This is a genomic window from Pseudomonas sp. KNUC1026, assembly GCF_021650705.1.
Taxonomy (GTDB): domain Bacteria; phylum Pseudomonadota; class Gammaproteobacteria; order Pseudomonadales; family Pseudomonadaceae; genus Aquipseudomonas.
The window spans coordinates 2,695,313-2,715,631 of sequence record NZ_CP087138.1 but is presented as its reverse complement, the minus strand read 5'-3'; the positions used below and the strand labels follow the sequence as shown (position 1 = coordinate 2,715,631).

The following is a 20,319-nucleotide window of genomic DNA, read 5'->3' as shown; positions in this document are numbered from 1 at the left end:
GGGGGAGCGCAATTGCGCTCCCCCATTTCTTCACAGCTCGATGCAGTCGAACTTCACGTCGGTAGCCACATCCGCGTCGTAGTCGACATCCTTGCGCTCGAAGCCGAACAGCTTCAGGAACTCGTACTTGTAGCCGGCATAGTCGGTCAGTTCGAACAGGTTGTCGGAGGTGACTTGCGGCCACAGGGCCTTGCAGGCGCCTTGCACGTCATCGCGCAGTTCCCAGTCATCCAGGCGCAGGCGGCCTTCGCTGTCCTGTTCGCCGGCCACGCCGTCTTCACGGTACAGGCGGTCGCGGAACAGGCGGTTGAGCTGGTCGATGGTGCCTTCGTGGAGCTTGTGCTCCTTCATCACCTTGTAGACCATCGAGATGTACAGCGGCATCACCGGAATGGCCGCGCTGGCCTGGGTGACTACCGATTTGAGCACGGCAACGGCTGCGCCACCGCCCTGGCCCTGCAACTGGGTGTTCAGGCGCTGGGCGGTGGTGTCCAGGTCGGCCTTGGCCTTGCCCAGTGCGCCATGCCAGTAGATCGGCCAGGTGATTTCGGTGCCGATATAGCTGAAGGCAACGGTACGAGCGCCCTGAGCCAGCACGCCGGCAGTGCTCAGCGCGTCGACCCACAGCTGCCAGTCCTGGCCGCCCATCACGGTGATGGTGTCTTCGATTTCCTGCTCGTTGGCCGGCTCGATCGACGCCTGGACGATGGTGTCCTTGTTGGTGTCGATGGCGGTGGAGGTGTAGGTCTGGCCGATCGGCTTGAGCACCGAGCGCTTGACTTCACCCGAGCCTGGCAGCTTGCGCACCGGGGAGGCGAGCGAGTAGATCACCAGGTCGACCTGGCCGCCCATTTCGTTCTTGATCAGCTCGATGACCTTGGCCCGCGCCTCGTCGGAGAACGCATCACCGTTGATCGACTTGCTGTACAGGCCATCGGCCTTGGCGAATTTGTCGAAGGCAGCGGAGTTGTACCAGCCCGCGGTGCCGGCTTTGCTCTCGGTGCCGGGCTTTTCGAAGAACACACCCAGGGTGTCGGCCTTGAAACCGAAGGCTGCGGTCACACGCGCCGCCAGGCCATAGCCACTGGAAGCGCCGATCACCAGGACCTTCTTGGGGCCATCGGTGCGTACGCCCTGGGCGCGGGTGGCTTCGATCTGCTCGAGCACATTGCGCTCGCAGCCAGTGGGATGGGTGGTGGTGCAAATGAAACCGCGAACCTTGGGATGGATGATCAACTTGTATTTCCTCGTCAGCGAAAACGCATGCGGCATCTTAATGGCTAACCCTTCAAGGGTGAAGCACCGATGCCGGCTGTGCGAAGTTCGATGACGCCAGCGGCCACGAGGTCACGTACCGTTGGCCATGGCCCCCTGTTGGCTGGCGCCGGTTGCACCCGCCTGCCGCCAGGTCACCTGGGTGATGCCGTACTTCTCTGCCATAGGCTTTGAGGTCTTGCGGATCTTGTCGTGGCGGTTACGTGCGATATGGCCGATGCCGGCGTCGCAGCTCGCCCAATGCCAGGCTTCGGCATTGTCCATGCGGTCGTGGCGCAGCACGAAGCTCTTCGGTGCCCCGTGCAGGTAGTAGTCGATGATGTAGAGAGTCGGGTTTGGCATTCGCAGCGTTCTCGATAGCTGTATTAACGTTCACGCAATAAGGGAACGTGCCTATCCAGACAAATTCCATCGGATTTGCCCTTCGGCTGGCGAATGGTCATCGCAGGCAGCAGACGACCGGCGCGAAATTTTCAGCGCCGGGCCGTGCTCAGATAATAGGCAAGGACGGAATGATCGAGAGGCCGCCATGGTTGAAACCCCGCAATCCCCTCATGTGTTGGTGGTTGAAGACGAGATTCTGCTCAACACGGTTCTGTGCGAGGCCTTTCGCGAAGAGGGGTTCGCGGTGACAGGTGTCAACGATGCCGACGAGGCATTGCAGCTGCTGCAGGCCTGTTGCGGCAAGGTCGACCTGCTGGTGACCGATGTGCGCATGCCGGGTGAGCTGGACGGGCTGGAACTGGGGTATTTCGTTGCCGAGTTGTGGCCAACGGTGCCGGTGCTGACGGTCTCCGGCTATACCGGCGATGCGCGCAGGCGGCCGGTAGGGCCGTTTCTGGCCAAGCCCTTTGCCATCGAGTCGTTGATGTTCAACGCCAACCGCTTGTTGGCGCTGGGCACTCAGTGGAGAGACTGAACCGGCTCGGCTTCGCGCAACTGGTTTGCGAGCTGCCGGCGCTGGGTTGTCATCCAGCTTTCGAGGGCGCCCGCTGGCATGGGGCGGGCAATGAGATAGCCCTGCACCTGCTGGCAGCCCAGCGCACTGACCAACTGATACTGCTGTAACGTCTCGATACCCTCTGCCACAGTGCGGTAGCCGACGCGGCGTGCCAGCTCGATCATGGCTTCGACCAGCCGGTAGTCCTTTTCCTGCTCGGTGATGTTCTTGATCAGCGAGCGGTCCAGCTTCAGGGTCGTGGCGGGCAGTTGGCTGAGGTAGGTCCAGTTGCTGTAGCCGCTGCCGAAATCGTCGATCGACACTTCCATGCCCAGCGCGCGCAGGCGCAATAGCTGGTCGCAGACCATGTCCAGATTCTGCGAGAGCGCACTCTCGGTAAACTCGACCTCCAGCGCCTGCGGGTCCAGTGCATGCTGCGCAACCAGCTCCATCAACCGGTCAGTGAACAGCGGGCTGGCGAGGTCTGGCGCGCTGACATTGATGGCCACGCGAAAGCGTAAACCCTGGCGCTGCCAGCGGGCAGCCTGCTCGACTACGTGCTTGAGCACCCACAGGCTAAGTGGCCGCATCAGCGCGGTTTTCTCGGCCAGAGGCACGAATTCGCCCGGGCTTACCGGGCCAAGCACCGGGTGCTGCCAGCGCAGCAATGCCTCCACTGTGGTCACCTGGCCGCCGGTCACTTCGAGCCGGGGCTGGTAGACCAGGTGAAACTGATCTTCGCTGCGTACAGCTTCGGCCAGCGACGTCAGCAGCAAAAAGGCCCGTTGCTGTGCCAGGTCCAGGTGGGGTTCGTACCAACACCACCCGGTGCCACGGTCGCGAGCATCGTCAGCGGCGCTGACGGCCAGGCGCAGCCAGTCGCGGTCGGTATCGCTGCTGTCCAGTTCCAGGGCGATTGCACCGATCCCGGGCTGGGTCTGGATCGGGATGTTGCCACAGGCGAGCGGCGCCTCGAATGCACTCAACAGCTGCTTGAAGGCACGCTCGGCAACCTGCTTGCCGCTGGCCACCAGAAAGCCGAAGCGAGTCGGGGTGATCTTGTACAGCGCCTGGCCGTCGGGCAATTGCTCGCGCAAGGCGTTATGCAGGACGCTGACCAACTCCTGGGAAAAGTTGTAGCCCAGTGCCCTGACCAGATCGTTGAGAAAATCCGGGGTCACCAGGTCGATCACGACCAGGCTGTGGCCGCCGAAAGTCAGGGCGTGGTCGATGTCCTGTTCAAGCCGAAAGCGGTTGAACAGGCCAGTCGGCGCATCCAGGTAACTGGCACTGCGCAGAGTGCTCAGGCGCAGCATGGCCAGTTGCGCAAAGTGCTCGAGCACCGCAGCCTGCTCAACAGTCAGGGCTGGCCGCGGGACCGTGTCGATGATGCACAGCCCACCCAGGCCCAGGCCGTCTTCGGTGATCAAGGGGGCGGCGGCATAAAAGCGAATGCCTGGCTCGCCGGTCACCAGCGGGTTGTCGGCAAAGCGGGGGTCCAGATGAGTATCCGGCACCTGGAACACGCCTTTTTCCAGAATCGCGTAGGCACAGAACGACTGATCGCGCGCAGTGTGCTCGGCGGCAAGGCCAATGCGTGCACGGAACCACTGGCGGCGTTCGTCGATGATCGACACCAGCGAAATGGGCACCTGAAATTGCAAGGCCAGGGTGCGTACGAGCTGGTCGAGAATCTGCGTCGGGCTCAGGCTCCAGCAGGCAGAGGGTGTTGACACGGCTCAGGCGCAACGTTTCGTTCAGGGGAATGGGAGCGCCTGAAGCCATGGTGATTACCTTTGTCACAAGTGATGTCTAAATGATATCAACTCAGACAGTATCATGATGCCACTAGTTCTGCGCGTACTCGCTCGTCGGCCCGACCGCCGGCCACCTCGTTCAGCCCAAGGCGGCCACGCCGGCACGTGCGATCTCGGCGTCGTCGCTGGACCTCACGCCGGAAACGCCTACAGCGCCGATCACCTGGCCCTCATGAACCACCGGCACGGCCCCTTCGAGGGGCGTGAGCAGCGGGGCGCAAAGAAATGAAACGCGCCCGTTCTTGACGATGTTTTCCAGATCACCGGATTCGCGACGTGTAAGCGCTGTGGAGCGGGCTTTTTCGGTGCACAGGTAGGCCGTGCTGGCGGCAGCGCCGTCCAGGCGCTCCAGTGCCAGCAGGTGCCCGCCGTCATCGACCACCGCGATGCTCACTGCCCACTGGTGCGCCTGGGCATGGGCCCGGGCGGCGGCGAGGATGCGTGTGGCTTCGGCGTGGCCGAGGATGTGCTTGGTCTGCATTCAATGCTCCTTGATAGGCGAGGACAGGGCTAGGTCCAATAATTCAACCCAATGCCGCACCGGTGTGCGCCCGGCGCCAGCGAGGTGATTCTGGCAGCCTATGTTGGCGGTGGCGATCACTGATGGCTGCCCGCTTTCCAGCGCATCGAGCTTACGATCGCGCAGCGCTCTGGCCAGGGCGGGCTGGGTGATCGAATAGGTACCGGCCGAACCGCAGCAAAGGTGCGCATCCGCAACGTCGGTGAGCGTGAAACCCAGCCGGCGCAGCAGGGTTTCAGTAACGCCTCCCAGCGCCTGACCATGCTGCAGCGTACAGGGGCAGTGAAACGCAAGGCGGGTGGCGGGCAATGGGGGCAGGGTGCTTTCGAGAGGCTCGCGCGCCAGTATCTCGGCCAGGTCCAGCGCCCGTTCGCTGACCACGCGGGCCTTGGCTGCATAGGCCGCGTCGCCTGCCAGCAGGTGTGCGTAGTCCTTGATGAAGGCACCACAACCGCTGGCCGTCTGCACGATGGCTTCGGCGCCGCTTTCAAGCGCTGGCCACCAGGCATCGATGTTGGCCCGCGCCTGCTCCAGGCCTCGGGCCTGCGCATCGAGGTGATAGGCCAAGGCTCCACAACAGCGCGCACCGGGCGCAGGCTCGACGCTGATACCCAGGCGGTCGAGCACCCTCGCCGCTGCCGCGTTGGTATTGGGTGAGAGCCCCGGCTGCACGCAACCTTCGAGCATGAGCACGTGCCTTGAGTGCTGACGGGGAGGGCGTGTACCGGGGGCGGGCACGGGAGCGGGCAGCCTGGCGCCCAACCGGCCGGGCAGCAGTTTTTCGAGCGCTCTTGCGATGCCAAGGGCCAGGCGAAACAGGTGTGGATGCTCAGCCAGCTGGCGCAGGCCCCAGCGCAGCCAGCGCCCTTGGGCGGGCCTGGGCAGCGCCTGCTCGAGCGCCGCTCGGCCGATGTCCAGCAGGTGGTGATACTGCACGCCGGAGGGGCAGGTCGTTTCGCAATTGCGGCAGCCCAGGCAGCGGTCCAGATGCTGTTGGGTGATGGCGCTGGCGGGGTGGCCTTCGAGCAGTTGCTTGATCTGGTAGATGCGCCCGCGCGGCCCGTCGAGCTCGTCACCCAGCAGTTGGTAAGTGGGGCAGGTGGCATTGCAGAAGCCGCAATGCACGCAGGTGCGCAAGATGCTTTCGGCCTCCTGGGCTCTGGGCGCCTGGCGTGCCTGTTCGCTGAGTCGGGTTTGCATGGTCAGAGCTCCGGGTGCAGCCAGCCGGGATTGAACAGCCCGTGCGGGTCGAATGCCGCCTTGAGGCGCTGATGCAGCGGCAGCAGGGCGGGCGGCAGCATGGGCAGCACCGCGCAATCGACCGTGCGCCAGGGCCGGGCATGCCCGCCGGCATCGAGCGCCGCTTGCACAATGCTTCGCGCCGGCGCGTCGCTGCGCAACCAGCGTTGGCAACCGCCCCAGTCCAGCCATTGTTTCCCCGGCAGGTCGAGCGCCGGGCTGCCTGGCGGCAACGATAGCCGCCACACGGGCCCGCTCTTGAAGAAAGCGTGGCGCTGTTCGTTGAGTTCCAGCCAGTAGTCATCGTTCAGCGGTTGGCCGCCCAAGCGGCGGGCAGCCTCAGCCACCGAGGCTTCACCACCCTCCAGGCGCAGGTGCAACTGCTCGCCGTCATGGCAGGCAGCGCTGATCGGCAACGGCTGCTGGCCCCACTCCGCGAGCTGACGCAGGGCCTGGCCGGCATCAAAGGCCAAGCTCAGGCTGCGCTGCGCGCGCGGTACCGGCAGCACTTTGAGCGACACCTCGGCTATCACCGCAAGGCAACCGAAGCTGCCAGCCATCAGCCGCGAGAGGTCGTAGCCGGCAACGTTCTTCATCACCTGGCCACCGAAGCGCAGCAGCTCAGCCTCGGCGCTGACCAGCCGGCACCCCAACACGAAATCACGCACCGAGCCGGCCCAGGGCCTGCGCGGGCCGGCCAGGCCGCTGGCGACCGCACCCCCAGCGTCGCCTCCGGCCCCAGGTGTGGCGGCTCGAACGCGAGCATTTGGCGATGCTCGGCAAGCGCCGCCTCGATCACTCGCAGTGGTGTACCCGCGCGGGCGGTGAGCACCAATTCGGTCGGGTCGTAGTGCACGATGCCGTGATGGCTGCGCGTATCCAGCACATGCCCTGGCGGTGTGGGGCCTGGGCCCAGGAAGCGCTTGCTGCCACTGCCCTGGATCAGCAGGGTGCTGGCGTCGGCGCGGGCAGCTCGCACCTGCTCGCACCACTGTGCGCTGGCGTTCTGGCCGATCATCAGAAGCGCTCCAGGTCAGGGAAGGGCAACTGCCCATGGTGCACATGCTGAGCGCCGAATTCCGCGCAGCGCTGCAACGTAGGCACGTTTTTACCGGGGTTGAGCAGCCCTTCGGGGTCGAACGCGGCCTTGACCCGGTGCATCAATGCAATCTCCGCCGCGTTGAATTGCGCGCACATCTGGTTGATCTTCTCGCGGCCCACGCCATGTTCGCCGGTGATGGTCCCGCCGACGGCCACGCACAGCTCGAGGATCTTGCCGCCCAAGGCTTCGGCGCGCTGCAGCTCCCCCGGCTCGTCGGCGTCGAACAGGATCAATGGATGCATGTTGCCGTCCCCTGCATGGAACACATTGGCCACTTGTAGTTGGTGTTCGTCGGCCAGTTGCGCAATGCCTCGCAGCACCTGAGCAAGCGCGCGGCGGGGGATGGTGCCGTCCATGCAGTAGTAATCAGGTGCCAGCCGGCCCACGGCGGGGAAGGCGTTCTTGCGCCCGGCCCAGAACTTCAGGCGCTCGGCTTCGTCGCGGGCCTGGCGCACCTGCTGCGCGCCGGCTTCGCGCAGCAACTGGGCAACCTGTGCGCAATCTTCGTCGACGTCGCTGGGCACGCCGTCGAGCTCGCACAGCAGAATCGCCTGGGCCTGCACCGGGTAACCGGCCTGGATGAAGTCCTCAGCAGCGCGGATCGCCAGGTTGTCCATCATCTCAAGCCCTGCCGGGATAATCCCGGCGCCGATGATCGCGCCTACAGCCTCGGCAGCCTGCTCGACCGTTTCGAAACTGGCGAGCAATACCCGCGCCAGCGGCGGCCTGGGCAGCAGCTTGACGGTCACTTCAGTGATCACGCCGAGCAGGCCTTCGGAGCCGGTGAACAGCGCCAGCAGGTCCAGGCCCGGCGCATCGAGTGCCTCGCTGCCCAGGGTCAGCGGCTCGCCGGCCATGGTCAGCATCCGCACCTGCGTGACGTTGTGCACGGTGAGCCCATATTTGAGGCAGTGCACGCCGCCCGCGTTCTCGGCCACGTTGCCGCCGATCGAGCAGGCGATCTGCGACGATGGGTCGGGCGCGTAGTACAGCCCGTAAGGCGCCGCCGCCTGGGAAATGGCAGCGTTGCGTACCCCAGGCTGTACCCGGGCGCGGCGGCTGGCGGGGTTCAGTTCAAGAATGTGGTTGAAGCGCGCCATCACCAGCAGCACGCCTTCAGCCAAGGGCAGAGCCCCGCCCGACAACCCGGTGCCAGCGCCCCGTGCAACTACCGGAACGCCTTGAGCATGGCAGGTGCGCAACAAGGCCTGGACCTGCCCGATCTGGTCGGGCAGGGCTGCCAGCAGCGGGATGGTGCGGTAGGCCGGCAGCCCGTCGCACTCGTAGGGCGCAAGCTCCTCGGGCTCGGTGAGCATCGCCATGCCGGGGCATGCCTGGCGCAGCGCCCGGAGCAAGCGAGGGCGGTCGACCTTGGGCAAGGGGCCGTCAAGTGCGGGGTCGTGCAGGATGTTCATCGAAACCTGCCTTGGATGCTTCAGGGTTTTTGTCGTTATGCGTTTGAAGATGGTCGCGGTACGGGCACTTGTCCACTGATGATGTGACGGCCATCACATTGCCATTGCTCAGTGGAAGCCGCTGCCGCACTTTTGATCCAGGTCAGTGCCGAACATCCGCTCAGGGTTGTTCCACCCTCGAACCTGGTATCACACTCGATTCACCAGCATTCAGCGGCATGCCCAGGACGGCCCGCGCCATGCTTCAAGGCGGAGTTCTCGGTATGACTTTTTGTGCGATACGGCCGGCGTGCGTGGCCGACAGTGCGGCGGCCTGGCAAGTGCTGGGCTACCCTGGCAGCGAAATAGCGCTGGCGCTTGAGACCCCTCACAGCGAAATCGGCACCGGCGCTCTGATCGAAGCGACGGTGGGCCGCTATCCGTTTCTGTTGGCAGAGGCCGACGGCGGTCTGGCAGGCCTTGCCTGGGCCAGCGCGCACCATGCCGGGCTTGGGCTGCGGTGGTCGGTGGATGTGCACGTGCATGTGCTGCCCGGGCCCGCCCAGCAAAAGCACGCGGCGGCTCTTTACAAAGCGTTGATTCAGGCATTGGCCGACGCCGGCTACCTGGCGTTGTACGTGACTCTGCCTCACGGCCAGGAACACGATCAGCCGTTGCACACGGCATTGGGCTTTGCACCGATTGGCCGGCCCTGCGGGCTGGACCTTCCTGCCCAGGCTCAGGCCTGGTGCCTGACCCTCAACACCGGGCAATACCACCGCCCGGCCTTGCGACCGGCGGTGTGGCGAGTGCGTTGAGCCCTTTTCAGCTGCGTGCCTGGCGCGGCACGTCGAGCGCGTCGCGGGCCTTTTCAAGCTCATCGTCGACCTTCGCCAGGCGAAGTGCCTGGGCGTGCAGCAGGTCGAGCACCGAACGCCCCGGTGTCAGCGCGTCGCTGAGCGAACTGCCCGGTGGCGAAGAGGGAAGGCTGGCCGCCAGTGGCTCGGCGCTGTCGAGGGCCGCCAGCCGGCTGAGCAGCAGGCGGTGGTTCTCAAGGTCGCTGCGGGCCGCGGCGATGCTGCGCTGGCACAGGTTCAACAGCGCTTGGGTGAGCCACTGTTCAATACCGTGAAGTGTGTCGAGCCGCTGTGTGCAGAGGTCGAACCATAACTCCGAAAGGCCGGCATCCACCTGTGACTGCTCCGTGGATTTGAGCGCCAGGCCGCGCAGGGCCTGGAACTGTTCGGTGGCTTCACCGGTTTCCTGCGCTTGCCAGAGTTCGACGCCACGCTCGGGGGCGAATTGGGCGAACGTGTCGAAACACTTGCTCTGTGCATGGCCGAGCTGTTCCATGCGCGCGTGCAGGGGCTCATCGAACCAGCCGGCGATGAACCCGGCAACGCCCACAGCCCGCTCCTGGCTAGCGAGCTCCTTGCCCTGCATGAAATTGTAAAGCGCCACCAACTGGCGGGTGATCGCCGGGTCGCTGGCACTGCCGGCAGCCTCGAACACCACCGCCAGCAGGCCTTCGATCAGCCGCACCAACCCGGCTACCGCGTCCTGCGGCGTCAGCGCACGCTCGCGGATGCGCCGGCGCAGCCCGGGCAATTCCTGCAAGCAAAGCAGCACATAGGCAATGCGGTTGTAAAGGCGGACGCGGTCTACAGCGCCGGTGGTGTCCAGCACCATGGCCTCGAAACGGGCACAAACGGCCTGCTCGATGAGCTGGGCATCTTCGCTCAGGCGCTGCAATTGATTGAGATGAACGTGGTCTGGCTTGCCCAGATAGAGGTTCGAATAGCCCCGTTCGCGCTGCAGGGCATGCACCAGTTGGCAAATGCGGGTTGCCAGCTCGCAGGTCAGGGCCAGGCCCTCCAGGCTGCCCAGTTCCATGCGCCGGGCAGCGAGCATGAAAACCAGAGCAGGGGGCATGTGTCGATCAGGCATGAGGGCTCCGCAGGCCAGTGGTGTTAAAGCCGCGCGGCCAGTGTGCCTAATGCCGCACGGCTCGTACAGTGGCGCGTCAGAGCGTAAAGCGGGTCACCAGGGTATTGAGGTCTATCGCCAGGCGCGACAGTTCCTGGCTGGCTGCCGCGGTTTGCGTGGCACCGGCGGCGGTCTGGTTGGACAGGTCTCGGATGCTCACCAGGCTGCGATCGACCGTCCGGGCAACCTGGGCCTGCTCTTCGGCAGCGCTGGCGATCACCTCGTTGCGCTGCTTGATCTGGCCGATGGCGTCGGTGATGCGTACCAGCGATTGCCCGGCCGAACTCGCCCTTTGCAAGGTGCTCCCAGCCTGTTCGGCGCTCTGCTGCAGGGCGCTGACGGTGCCATCGGTACCGCTTCGGATACTGCCGATCATCTGCTCGATTTCCTGGGTGGAGTCCTGGGTGCGTTGGGCCAGCGAGCGCACCTCGTCGGCGACCACGGCGAAGCCTCGGCCGGCCTCGCCCGCGCGGGCGGCCTCGATGGCAGCATTGAGTGCCAGCAGGTTGGTTTGCGCCGCAATGCCGCGAATCACTTCCAGCACCTTGCCGATATCCTGCGCCTGGCCCGCCAGGCCTTGGGCCTGGGAGCTGGCGCTGAGTACATCGCCTACCAGCGATTCGATGGCCGCGACGGTCTGCTCTACCTCACTCTGGCCCTGGCGCGTCTGGTCGTCGGAGTTGCGCGACACCTCGGCGGTCGAGACCGCATTGCTCGCCACCTCATCCACCGCACTGGTCATCTGGTTGACAGCGGTCGCAGCCTGGTCGATTTCGTCGTTCTGCGCCTGCAGGCTGCGGGTGCTCTGCTCCATCACCGTGCTCATTTCCTCGGCGGAGGAGGCCAACTGCTGGGCGGATACGCTGATGCTGCCCAATGTGGCACGCAGGTTCATCTGCATCCCGGCCAGTGCCTTGAGCAGGTGAGCGGCCTCGTCGCGGCCGGGGTGCTCGATGGTGGCGGTCAGGTCGCCTTCGGCAATGCGCTGGGCGGCACGCAGGGCCTGGCCGATCGGCCCGGTGAGGCTGCGGGTCAGTGCCCAGGCGAGCAATACCGTCAGCGCGAGCGCCGTGGCGAGCGCAAAACCCACCACCCATTGGCTTTGCTGGTAGCGGAGGTCGGCGGCCTGGGTCGCAGCGTCTGCCCCGTCCTGGTTGTATTGCATCAGCGCTGCGAAGGCTGCATTGAGTGCGCGGCCGGAGGGTGCAATGGTCTCATTGAGATAGCGTTCAAGGTTGGGGTCGTTGTCACGCACCATCCGCTGCAATTGCTCGACCTGATCCAGGTAAAGGCTGCTGGCGCGCTGGGCGGCTTCGAAGACAGCGCGTTCATCGGCGCTCGGGATGTGCGCTGCCAGGCGCGCTTTGAGTGCCTGCGCCTGTTCATCGACGATCGCTTTGCTGCGTGCGGCCACTTCCGGCGCTCTGGTCGTGGTCTGGCGCAGAGCTTCAAGGCGAATGGTCGCAACGTTGGCAGTGCTTTCGTTGACGTCATCGATGGCGGGCATCCAGTGGCCTTCCAGGTCCGCGGCGCTGGCACGCAACTGGGCCATCTGATGGAGGCTGAAAAGCCCCAGCACCGCCATCAGCGTTGCGAGGATGGCAAAGCCAAGCGTGGCCCGTTGGCCGATCTTCAGATTTTGTAACATGGTGACGCTCCTTGAGTGGTTACTGCATTCCGTGTCTGCCAAGTGCAGGATCAGTCGGATTATCAAAGTGCCATCACGTTGTTAAGGGGTGTTGACCGGCCGGTCATATTCGAAGGCCAGCCTGCGAGGGCGTTCACACTGGATCGGCCTCGCGGCTGGATCTGAAGCATTCCAGCGCTGAGAAATCGTTTCTAAGTTTTTCCAGGCGACCAATGAGTTGCGCGCGCTGGTCAGGGGTGCTCGCGGCCAGCAGCCCGATGATCAGCTGGCGTGTCGCTCGCTCGGTGTTGGCCCAGGCGTTTCGGTAGTCTTCTGTCCACAGGGCCCGGCGCTCCTGAAGCAATTTCGCGACGCGGACAGGGAAATCCGCGTTGTGGCGTTCGGCCAGAGCCTCTAGCAGCAGGCTTTGCCAGTGTTCGCGGTTGTCCATCCACGCGCGGTTCTGTTCACCGAGCTGTACCGACCACTCCCGTATCTGGGCCTGCTGGGCGCTATTGAGCCGCCCGATCCAGGGCTTGAGCCGGTCCTGCATGCGCTCGGCGCGGTCGTCGATCTGCCTGGCCAGCGGTGGTTCGACCAGCGTCTTGCGACGTTTGGCCAGATCATCGCTGAACGCCTGGCGCAAGGCCGCCACCTGGTCATCGCTCAAACCTGCCAAAAGCTGCACGGCAGAGGGCGTGATCTGCTGGGCCACCTGGTGAACGGCTTGCTCGGCATCGCGGGTGAGGGCCTGCAGTTGCGCGTCGCTCGCCGAGCCCTCCTTCGCCAACGCCTGCAAGCGGTCAAGCCAAGGCAGGTAGCCAGGCAACTGCGTGGTGCAGTGCCACTGCAACTGGTCCTTGAGTTGGTCGTTGAGCCAGCGCTTCTGCTGGCGGTTCATGTCCAGGTAATCGCTGAGCGACCAGGGGATCAGTACGTCGAGGTTGCGGTAGGCAAGGTCAAGGCGGGTGCAGCTGGCAAGTGCCAGCAGGGCAGCCAGGCAGATCAGGGTCCGGCACAGCGCGTACAGCATAGCGGGGCCTCACGGGCGGCAGGTTCACCGCGATAGAGGCGTTTGGATCCGCGTGGGTTCCCTCAGAAGAACGAGCGGGCAGCTCGGAAGGTGAGCGTGCCGCCGCACTCAGGGTTGTGCCCGGCGTAGGCTGCGCAGCCCAGGCCATTGAGGTCGGAGTTGCTCCAGCTGACGTTGAGGTCGGTACCGCGCCAAGGCCGCGACAGTTGCATCGACCAGTCACTGTAAGCGGTCACCTGGCCGCCGCCATCGAGTGAGTAGGGGGTTGCCAGTTGGTAGTGAGAAACTTTCATGCTCAGGCCGATGCCCCACAGGGGCAGGGCGCCGAAGTCGGCGTACAGCGTGCTGGCACGGGTTTCACTGGCCGCGCTAAGGGCTGCACCGATGCGCGTACCCAGCACGCGCAGCCCGGCGAACAGTTGATGGCTGCTGGCGTTGTCCAGCTGAGGGCGGGCGTAGTTCATCATGCCGACTTCATAGCCCAGAGAGGGGCTGAGACTGCGTTTGTAGCCGGCGTAGGAATCCAGCTCCAGCGTACTGCCATCAGTCAGGCCCAGGCTTGGCGCCCACTGGCCTACGTAGAAGCCGCTGTCATGCGCCAGGTCCATGCCGCCATGCACGGCAGTCCCAGTGCTGGGGCTGACTAGCCCCTGAGCCATAGTGCGTGAGGGCGTCGTACCCAGCGTGAGGTCGAAATCACCCAGTTGCCGCTGCAGCAACTGGGCCTGGGCCAGGCCCGGTGTTGCCAGGCTCAAAACGAGCCAAGGCCAATGTTTGAATGGGCTGTGCATGCATTCGCTCCTGCTGTTGCGCCTGAAAAACCGGTTGGCAGGCCCGAAATAGACGGGTTGCAGGATACCGATGAAATTCAGTAGCAGGCTACCGTTCGTCGATTCCTTGTCTTTGGCTGACCATCGGCGCGCACGAGGCCGGTGTTTTCCGGTCTCGCGGGCACGCCTGCGGATATGCAGGTAGAATGCGCGGCATCGTTTATGAGGTAGCCAAGTCATGGCATTGGTGGGGCGTTTCAACAGTTTGCAAGTGATCAAGGCCGTCGAGTTCGGCCTGTACCTGGACGGCGGCGCAGACGGAGAAATCCTTCTGCCCAACAAGTACGTGCCCAAGGGCACGCCGGTCGAAATCGACGACTGGCTCAACGTGTTCGTGTACCTGGACAGCGAAGACCGGTTGCTGGCCACCACCATCAAACCAAAGGCGCAGGTGGGCCAGTTCGCCAGCCTGAAGGTCGTGCAAGTGAATGCGATCGGGGTGTTCCTCGACTGGGGCCTGCCCAAGGACCTGCTGCTGCCGTTCTCCGAGGAGAAACACCCGGCAGTGGTCGGTGATTATGTGGTGGTGTACGTCTTTCTCGACCAGCGCACCCGTCGCATCACTGCCAGTGCGCGCATCGACCGCTACCTGGACAAGGCTCCGGCCAACTACACCCCCGGCCAGGCCGTCGACCTGCTGGTCACCGGTACGTCCGACCTGGGCTTCAACGCGATCGTCGAGCATCGCCACTGGGGCCTGATCCACAAGAACGAAGCGTTCAAATTTCTGCGCAAGGGCTCGCGCGAGCAAGGGTACATTCGCGAGGTGCGCGGTGACGGCAAGATCTCTCTGAGCCTGCAGCCCCCGGGCGCCGCCAGCAGCAGCGGCCTTCACCAGCGCATTCTCGAGCGGCTGGCCGAGGCCGGCGGCACACTGATGGTATGCGACAAGAGCGACCCGCAGTTGATTGCCGACCTGTTCGGGGTCAGCAAAGGCAACTTCAAGAAGGCCATCGGCTCGCTCTATAAAGAGGGCCATCTGGTGATTCTGGAAGACCGCATCGAGAAGCGCTGAATGGGCCGACCCTTCGTCGGCCCGATAAACGCGCCAACAATCCGTTGAAACTTGCCAGCGCTGCGCTGTGTCCACTTTATGTCGATTGAAATTATTCAATCCCCACCAAGGAGTTTCGCTCATGAGTGGCACCAAAGATAAAGTCAAAGGCATGGCAAACGAAGCAGCAGGCAAGGTGAAGCAGGGCGTAGGCAAAGCCACTGACAACACCGAGATGCAGGCCAAGGGCAAGGCTCAGGAAGTCAAGGGCGAAGCTCAACAGGTCAAAGGCAAGGTCAAGGACGCTGTCAGCAAACCCAAGTGATTTCCTGACCTTGATGTAACAGCAGCGGCCATCCCGGGATGGCCGTTGTGCTGTGAGAAAGGTGTGAACCCGGAATGCAAGAGGAAGGCAGGATGATATTTCCCGATATGAAACAGATGCCCTTGGGCAAGGTTTTGGTACGCACCGTCAAGGAATTCGTCGACGACGAAATGCCGACCTATGCATCGGCACTGGCCTACCAGATGCTGTTTTCATTATTTCCTTTCCTGCTATTTCTGATCGCTCTGATCGGCTTCCTGCACCTGCCGGACTTTTTCGGCTGGCTGCGCATGCAGTCATCACTGGTGCTGCCGCCTCAGGCACTTGACCAGGTCAACCCGGTGATCGACCAGTTGCAGCAATCCCAGGGCGGATTGCTTTCGGTCGGTATCCTCATTGCCCTGTGGACCGCGTCGGCTGGCGTGCGGCTGTTGATGAGTGCCATGAACGCAGCCTACGACGTGCCCGAGCAGCGCCCGGCCTGGAAGCGCATACCGCTGTCGGTGTTGTACACCGTGGGGCTGGCAGGCATGTTGCTGAGCGCCGCAGCGTTGATGGTGGTAGGGCCGCAGGTGATGACCTGGATTGCCGGGCGCCTTGGCATCGAAGAGTTCATCGTGACCCTGTGGACCTTGGCGCGCTGGCCGCTGATCATCGTTCTGATGATGATGGCCGTGGCGCTCATCTACTATGTGATGCCCGACGTCAAACAGCAATTTCGCTTCATTACCCCAGGTTCGGTTCTGGCGGTGGTTGTCTGGATCATCGCCTCGGTGGGCTTTGGTATCTATGTAAAAAGCTTTTCGAACTACAACGCGATGTACGGCAGCATCGGGGCGATCATCGTGTTGCTGCTGTATTTCTACATTTCTGCCGCCGTCTTGCTGCTGGGAGCCGAGATGAATGCAGTGATCGAGCACATGTCGGACGAGGGCAAGGACAAAGGCGAGAAAGCTGAAGGTGAGGGTGCCGAGCTGCCTGACCCGGACGCTCATGGGCCTTTGGGTACTCGTCATTGAGCCAGGGCGGGCGGCTGGTAGCGCGCTCGTTTCTGCTTTTTGGTGGCCTTGTCGCTACGCTCCGGGGTCGGTTTGCTCGCCTTGGCAGGGGGTGGCTGCCCGACGATGGTCAGCGGCACCGGTTGGCGGGGCGATACGGGCCTCGCGCGGGGTACCGAACTCCCGGGCGGTGGATTGAACGCTCGCACAGAGATGCCCGCCGAGCCATCGGGGCAAGCGCCGAAGGTATACAGCGCCTGCCCATCAGTTGCCACACAGCGTTGAACGATTTGTGCATTCGCCAGGCCCGGTAGCACCAGCGCTGCGAAAAAAACCATCCAGAACATGGCACATCCTCCTTGATGTGGTGATCTATCGTTGCGCTGCACAGCCTAGCGCCCGTTGCGGACATGGCCTGCCATCGATGGTTTCCCAATGATTCTGCCCTGCGCACGTCGCGTACTCGAACCGGCACGCAAGCAGTTGTTTTGCGCCAATTTTCTTTCGCCATCAGGTTGCCGAGCAGGTATGATTGCCGCCGTCAGCCCCGCCGGGGCTCTGGAACCCCTTCCATGGACACACCCAGTAGAAGCCTTAACAAGCGTTTCGCCTTTACAGCATTGATCCAATGATCTCCCGGCGTGGTCCACTGCTGGGAGTGGAGTACGCCTATGACCGAAGTTGAAGTCAAAAAACTGCAGGACAGCCTGCAGGACCGCCTTGCGCAAGTTACCGAGTTGCTGCATCGCCAGCGTGTGGTCGAAGACCTCACTCATCGCCAGGAGGGCCAGAACCAGGCCCGCGTCGACAGCCTCGTGCACCGCCAGAACCAGGTGGAGCTGCAGCGCCGGCTCGACGACCTGCACTCCGCCGACGTCGCCTACATCCTCGAAGCCCTTCCGCTGGAAGATCGCTTGGCCGTATGGCAGCTGGTCAAGGCCGAGCGCGACGGCGATATCCTCCTTGAAGTCTCCGATTCGGTGCGTGAAACGCTCATCGCCGACATGGACGACCACGAGATCATCGCCGCCGCCCGTGAAATGGACGCCGATGAGCTTGCCGACCTTGCGCCGGAGCTGCCGCGTGACGTGGTGCACGAGCTCATGGAAAGCCTCGATGCGCAGCAGCGTGAGCGAGTGCGCTCGGCGCTGAGCTACGAGGAGGATCAGGTCGGTGCCTTGATGGACTTCGAGATGGTCACCATCCGCGAAGACGTCACTCTCGAGGTGGTGCTGCGCTATCTGCGGCGCCTGCGCGAGCTGCCCGGCCATACCGACAAGGTATTCGTCATCGACGATCACGGCGTGCTCAAGGGCGTGCTGCCGATCAAGCGCTTGCTGGTGAACGACCCTGACAAGCAGGTCGCCGATGTCATGGCCAGCGATCCGGTCACCTTCCATCCCGATGCCGATGCCTACGAGGCTGCACAGGCCTTTGAGCGCTACGACCTCGTCTCGGCACCTGTAGTCGACAAGAACAGCCGTTTGATCGGCCGGCTGACCATTGACGAAATGGTCGACCTGATTCGCGAAGAAAGCGAAACCGAAGTCCTGAACATGGCGGGCCTGCGCGAAGAAGAAGACATCTTCGCCTCGGTGTGGCGCTCGATTCGCAACCGGTGGTCCTGGCTTGCAGTGAACCTTGTGACGGCCTTCATCGCTTCCCGAGTCATTGGCCTGTTCGAGGAGTCCATTGCCCACCTGGTAGCGCTGGCTGCGCTGATGCCGATCGTGGCGGGTATCGGTGGCAACTCGGGTAACCAGACCATCACCATGATCGTGCGCGCCATGGCACTCGATCAGGTCAGCCCACGCAATACCAAGCGCCTGCTGAAAAAAGAGCTGGCGGTTGCCGTATTCAACGGGCTTATCTGGGGTGGGGTGATCGGTGTTGTGGCCTGGCTCCTGTACGGTAGCTGGTCACTGGGCGTGGTGATGACATCGGCCATGACCCTGAACCTGATGTTGGCCGCGCTCATGGGCGTGGTGATTCCCATGAGCCTCACGCGTGTGGGCCGCGATCCTGCGATGGGCTCCAGCGTGATGATTACCGCTGTAACCGACAGCGGTGGCTTCTTCATCTTCCTGGGCCTTGCCACCGTGTTTCTGATGTAAGCCCAGGGGCGGCGCTAACGAAAAACCGGCTCAAAGGCCGGTTTTTTCATATTGCATGCGGTGCTTGCTCAATCAGTTGTCGTCTGTGCTGACTTCGGTGCTGTCGATCAGTGCCACCAAAGCGTTCTGCTGGCGATGCGACAACTGGCGGAACCGTTGCAGCAGCTCACGCTCGTGCAGCGAAAGCTCGGGGCTGTCCAGGCGCATGCTCAGCTCTTCGCCCAGCGCGCCTTCCTGAATGAGGCTCTGCTCGAGGCGGGCGATGATTTCCGAGTTCATGCTACGGTGATGGTTGCGCGCGACCTCAGCGATACGCTCGCGCATGCCGTCGGGTAAGCGCACCACAAATTTGTCCGCGGTGCGGCTGGAATAAACTGCCTGTTTCATTGGGCGCATAGGATTACCGATTGAGTTCAGGGAAAGCGGTTCTCGGAAGGTTTGGCCGCAGAATGCCGGTTCGACAATACAATTTGCCAATCGTTCCACCCGAATTGTCTGCAGCTGGCGATATGATGCACGAATGTGTCATAAGCTTGGCGCCAATTCTGTGACAAATTCTGACCCGGGTACCGGCTTAATGCCAGTACCTATCGTCGAAAATGAGTACTGGTTGGAAAAATAGGATTGATCGCATGGCATTGACACGCTTCACCTGTGTTTGAACGCTCGGGTGAGTCGTTCTGGCTATAAGCCACTATCATAGCAAGACGCCGCTATCTTCGGGGTCTGAGCTAGAGGCAATCAAAACCCACTCAAGTTCAATGGCAGAGGGCCACAGGCTGTGCATTCGGGATTACTGGTGTATCTGATGGGACCATCGGGCGCTGGCAAGGACAGTGTGATCGACGCCGCGAGGGAAAGGCTTGCGGCGCTGGGGGTGGAGGTCGTCCAGCGAGTCATCACGCGCTCCCCGGAGAGTCTGGGGGAACGCGCGCTGGGCGCGACGCCTGAGGCATTCGCCCAGATGCGGCAAGAGGGCGCATTTGCGCTGTGCTGGTCCGCCAACGGCCTCTGGTATGGCATCCCTGCTACGATCGATGCCTGTATGGCAGATGGCGAGGGGGTTCTGGTCAATGGGTCACGGGCGCACTTGCCCCAGGCATTGGCCCGCTATCCTGGCTTGTTGGCGATAATGCTGGAGGTTCGCCCTGAGGTACTGAGGGCGCGGCTGCTGAAAAGGGGGCGTGAGCCGTTGGCTTCAATTGAGGCGCGGCTGGATCGTAACGGGGCATTACTTGAGCAAAGCAGCCAATGGCAGGGGGAGGGTGTCCTCATTCATCGCCTGGATAACTCGGGCGAGCTGGCCAACACGGTAGAGGCACTACTGACCTTGATAAGCAGCGCCGTTCAGCGAAGCTGAGGATCGAAACGCACCCGTTTCCCGCGGATCAGCGCCAGCAGGCTGAGCCCGGCGAAACAGGCTGCGGCAAATATCAGGACCTTACCATCGCCTGCTCCTTCGGCATTGGCAATCAACGCGCCCAGAATGCTGAGGCAGGTAGCAATCAGAAAAACAGCGGCTGAACGAGACATGGCAGGCTCCTGGGTCAGAATACGTAACGTTCCACGGGGGCTGGCTGCATCATCTCCATTGCATCCAGTTCACCCTGGGCTTGAGCCGAAGGCTCTCGAACCATGCTGGCGCGAATGTGTTGTGTATCGATGACAGCGCGTTGCGCCACGGGGCGATTGACCCAATGCTGGGTATCCACTTGAACGAGTGCCGAGTCAGCGCGGTCAGTATGGAAGTGCATGATTGCCAGTGTGGCGAGCGCCGCTGCGTTTAGCGCGTAGAGAGCTGCGTTCATGGGCTGGGTCCGTCTTGGTCAGATGAAGGCATTTGCCTCGATGACTGATAAAGAGCAGAAGTCGTGCCATTCGCATGATCTTATTTTTATCTTTAAAATCAATAACTTAATCCGATTATGCACCCCTTGTGACGTGCAAACTGCATGATGCACCTGATTGGCCAATGCAAAATGCATGATCCAAAGGTGGCAGTTGGCTTGTAAGTGATAACCTCATGCCTGAGAAATCCTGCTCGCCTGCCAAGTGCTTGAAGGGGAAGGGTAAAGCTGCCAGAATTGCCGCGCTTTCGCCGGCCTGTCTTCAGTGGCGGGCATGC

At 62.9% G+C, this 20,319-nt stretch carries 20 protein-coding genes and 3 pseudogenes; 7 read left to right on the top strand and 16 right to left on the bottom strand.

What is annotated here, in order from left to right:
- Positions 1-30: 30 nt before the first annotated feature.
- Both fabV and LN139_RS12550 read right to left on the bottom strand, forming a co-directional pair.
- Complete coding sequence (fabV, locus tag LN139_RS12555; RefSeq protein WP_329610945.1) at positions 31-1,272, bottom strand: enoyl-ACP reductase FabV; 1,242 nt, start codon at positions 1,270-1,272, stop codon at positions 31-33.
- A 75-nt stretch (positions 1,273-1,347) separates the two neighbouring features.
- Positions 1,348-1,617, bottom strand: a complete 270-nt coding sequence (locus LN139_RS12550; RefSeq protein WP_236353899.1) for a DUF6555 family protein — start codon at positions 1,615-1,617, stop codon at positions 1,348-1,350.
- Between the two features lie 187 nt (positions 1,618-1,804).
- On the opposite strand from LN139_RS12550, the gene LN139_RS12545 reads away from it, so the two are divergent.
- Complete coding sequence (locus tag LN139_RS12545; protein WP_236353897.1) at positions 1,805-2,194, top strand: response regulator; 390 nt, start codon at positions 1,805-1,807, stop codon at positions 2,192-2,194.
- Here LN139_RS12545 and LN139_RS12540 read toward each other — a convergent pair.
- The 5 genes and pseudogenes from LN139_RS12540 to glcD form a co-directional block, all read right to left on the bottom strand.
- Positions 2,179-4,000 (bottom strand): annotated as a pseudogene (locus LN139_RS12540) (putative bifunctional diguanylate cyclase/phosphodiesterase). The gene LN139_RS12545 and the pseudogene LN139_RS12540 sit on opposite strands and share 16 nt — an antisense overlap.
- Positions 4,001-4,111: 111 nt before the next feature.
- Positions 4,112-4,513, bottom strand: a complete 402-nt coding sequence (locus LN139_RS12535; protein ID WP_236353894.1) for a heme-binding protein — start codon at positions 4,511-4,513, stop codon at positions 4,112-4,114.
- Positions 4,514-5,752: a glycolate oxidase subunit GlcF gene (gene glcF / locus LN139_RS12530; protein ID WP_236353892.1), complete on the bottom strand. Its 1,239-nt coding sequence runs from the start codon at positions 5,750-5,752 to the stop codon at positions 4,514-4,516. It lies immediately after the preceding gene.
- Between the two features lie 2 nt (positions 5,753-5,754).
- Positions 5,755-6,809, bottom strand: a pseudogene (gene glcE / locus LN139_RS12525) (glycolate oxidase subunit GlcE).
- Complete coding sequence (glcD, locus tag LN139_RS12520) at positions 6,809-8,308, bottom strand: glycolate oxidase subunit GlcD (protein WP_236353890.1); 1,500 nt, start codon at positions 8,306-8,308, stop codon at positions 6,809-6,811. The pseudogene glcE and the gene glcD overlap by 1 nt, the downstream one beginning before the upstream one ends.
- A 293-nt stretch (positions 8,309-8,601) precedes the next feature.
- Between glcD and LN139_RS12515 the strand changes: the two genes are divergently transcribed.
- Positions 8,602-9,105: a GNAT family N-acetyltransferase gene (locus LN139_RS12515; protein WP_236353888.1), complete on the top strand. Its 504-nt coding sequence runs from the start codon at positions 8,602-8,604 to the stop codon at positions 9,103-9,105.
- 7 nt (positions 9,106-9,112) lie between these two features.
- On the opposite strand, the gene LN139_RS12510 is transcribed toward LN139_RS12515, so the two are convergent.
- The 5 genes and pseudogenes from LN139_RS12510 to LN139_RS12495 form a co-directional block, all read right to left on the bottom strand.
- Positions 9,113-10,234: a nitrate- and nitrite sensing domain-containing protein gene (locus tag LN139_RS12510; protein WP_236353886.1), complete on the bottom strand. Its 1,122-nt coding sequence runs from the start codon at positions 10,232-10,234 to the stop codon at positions 9,113-9,115.
- Between the two features lie 76 nt (positions 10,235-10,310).
- Positions 10,311-11,087 carry a methyl-accepting chemotaxis protein gene (locus LN139_RS25680; protein ID WP_442964432.1) on the bottom strand — a complete coding sequence of 259 codons (777 nt, stop codon included), beginning with the start codon at positions 11,085-11,087 and terminating at the stop codon, positions 10,311-10,313.
- Positions 11,088-11,165: 78 nt separating this feature from the next.
- Positions 11,166-11,921, bottom strand: a pseudogene (locus LN139_RS25675) (MCP four helix bundle domain-containing protein); the annotation flags it as partial.
- 133 nt (positions 11,922-12,054) lie between these two features.
- Entirely contained in the window at positions 12,055-12,933 is an 879-nt protein-coding gene (locus tag LN139_RS12500; RefSeq protein ID WP_236353881.1) for a DUF6279 family lipoprotein, read from the bottom strand.
- A 62-nt stretch (positions 12,934-12,995) separates the two neighbouring features.
- Positions 12,996-13,724: a TorF family putative porin gene (locus LN139_RS12495; RefSeq protein ID WP_236353880.1), complete on the bottom strand. Its 729-nt coding sequence runs from the start codon at positions 13,722-13,724 to the stop codon at positions 12,996-12,998.
- Positions 13,725-13,941: 217 nt separating this feature from the next.
- On the opposite strand from LN139_RS12495, the gene LN139_RS12490 reads away from it, so the two are divergent.
- The 3 genes from LN139_RS12490 (at position 13,942) to LN139_RS12480 (ending at position 16,101) form a co-directional block, all read left to right on the top strand.
- Positions 13,942-14,778, top strand: coding sequence for a CvfB family protein (locus LN139_RS12490; RefSeq protein ID WP_236353874.1), 837 nt, complete (start codon positions 13,942-13,944; stop codon positions 14,776-14,778).
- Positions 14,779-14,899: 121 nt separating this feature from the next.
- Positions 14,900-15,082: a CsbD family protein gene (locus LN139_RS12485; protein ID WP_236353855.1), complete on the top strand. Its 183-nt coding sequence runs from the start codon at positions 14,900-14,902 to the stop codon at positions 15,080-15,082.
- Positions 15,083-15,174: 92 nt separating this feature from the next.
- Positions 15,175-16,101 carry a YihY/virulence factor BrkB family protein gene (locus LN139_RS12480; RefSeq protein WP_236353853.1) on the top strand — a complete coding sequence of 309 codons (927 nt, stop codon included), beginning with the start codon at positions 15,175-15,177 and terminating at the stop codon, positions 16,099-16,101.
- Here the strand turns inward: LN139_RS12480 and LN139_RS12475 are convergent.
- The gene (locus tag LN139_RS12475) at positions 16,095-16,427 is read right to left on the bottom strand and encodes a hypothetical protein (RefSeq protein ID WP_236353851.1); all 333 of its coding nucleotides are present in this window, start codon (positions 16,425-16,427) and stop codon (positions 16,095-16,097) included. The two genes, LN139_RS12480 and LN139_RS12475, sit on opposite strands and share 7 nt — an antisense overlap.
- Before the next feature lie 324 nt (positions 16,428-16,751).
- Here LN139_RS12475 and mgtE point away from each other — a divergent pair, with 324 nt between their 5' ends.
- Positions 16,752-18,194 carry a magnesium transporter gene (gene mgtE, locus LN139_RS12470; RefSeq protein WP_236353849.1) on the top strand — a complete coding sequence of 481 codons (1,443 nt, stop codon included), beginning with the start codon at positions 16,752-16,754 and terminating at the stop codon, positions 18,192-18,194.
- Positions 18,195-18,266: 72 nt separating this feature from the next.
- Here mgtE and LN139_RS12465 read toward each other — a convergent pair whose 3' ends face one another.
- Positions 18,267-18,590, bottom strand: a complete 324-nt coding sequence (locus tag LN139_RS12465) for an Arc family DNA-binding protein (protein WP_236353842.1) — start codon at positions 18,588-18,590, stop codon at positions 18,267-18,269.
- A 385-nt stretch (positions 18,591-18,975) separates the two neighbouring features.
- Here LN139_RS12465 and phnN point away from each other — a divergent pair, with 385 nt between their 5' ends.
- Positions 18,976-19,554: a phosphonate metabolism protein/1,5-bisphosphokinase (PRPP-forming) PhnN gene (gene phnN, locus LN139_RS12460; RefSeq protein WP_268944731.1), complete on the top strand. Its 579-nt coding sequence runs from the start codon at positions 18,976-18,978 to the stop codon at positions 19,552-19,554.
- On the opposite strand, the gene LN139_RS12455 is transcribed toward phnN, so the two are convergent.
- A complete protein-coding gene (locus tag LN139_RS12455; RefSeq protein ID WP_236353832.1) occupies positions 19,542-19,727 on the bottom strand; it encodes a PA3371 family protein in 186 nt (61 codons plus the stop codon). The two genes, phnN and LN139_RS12455, sit on opposite strands and share 13 nt — an antisense overlap.
- A 14-nt stretch (positions 19,728-19,741) precedes the next feature.
- On the bottom strand, positions 19,742-20,002 hold the full coding sequence (locus LN139_RS12450; protein ID WP_236353830.1) for a hypothetical protein: 261 nt from the start codon (positions 20,000-20,002) through the stop codon (positions 19,742-19,744).
- Positions 20,003-20,319 lie beyond the last annotated feature (317 nt).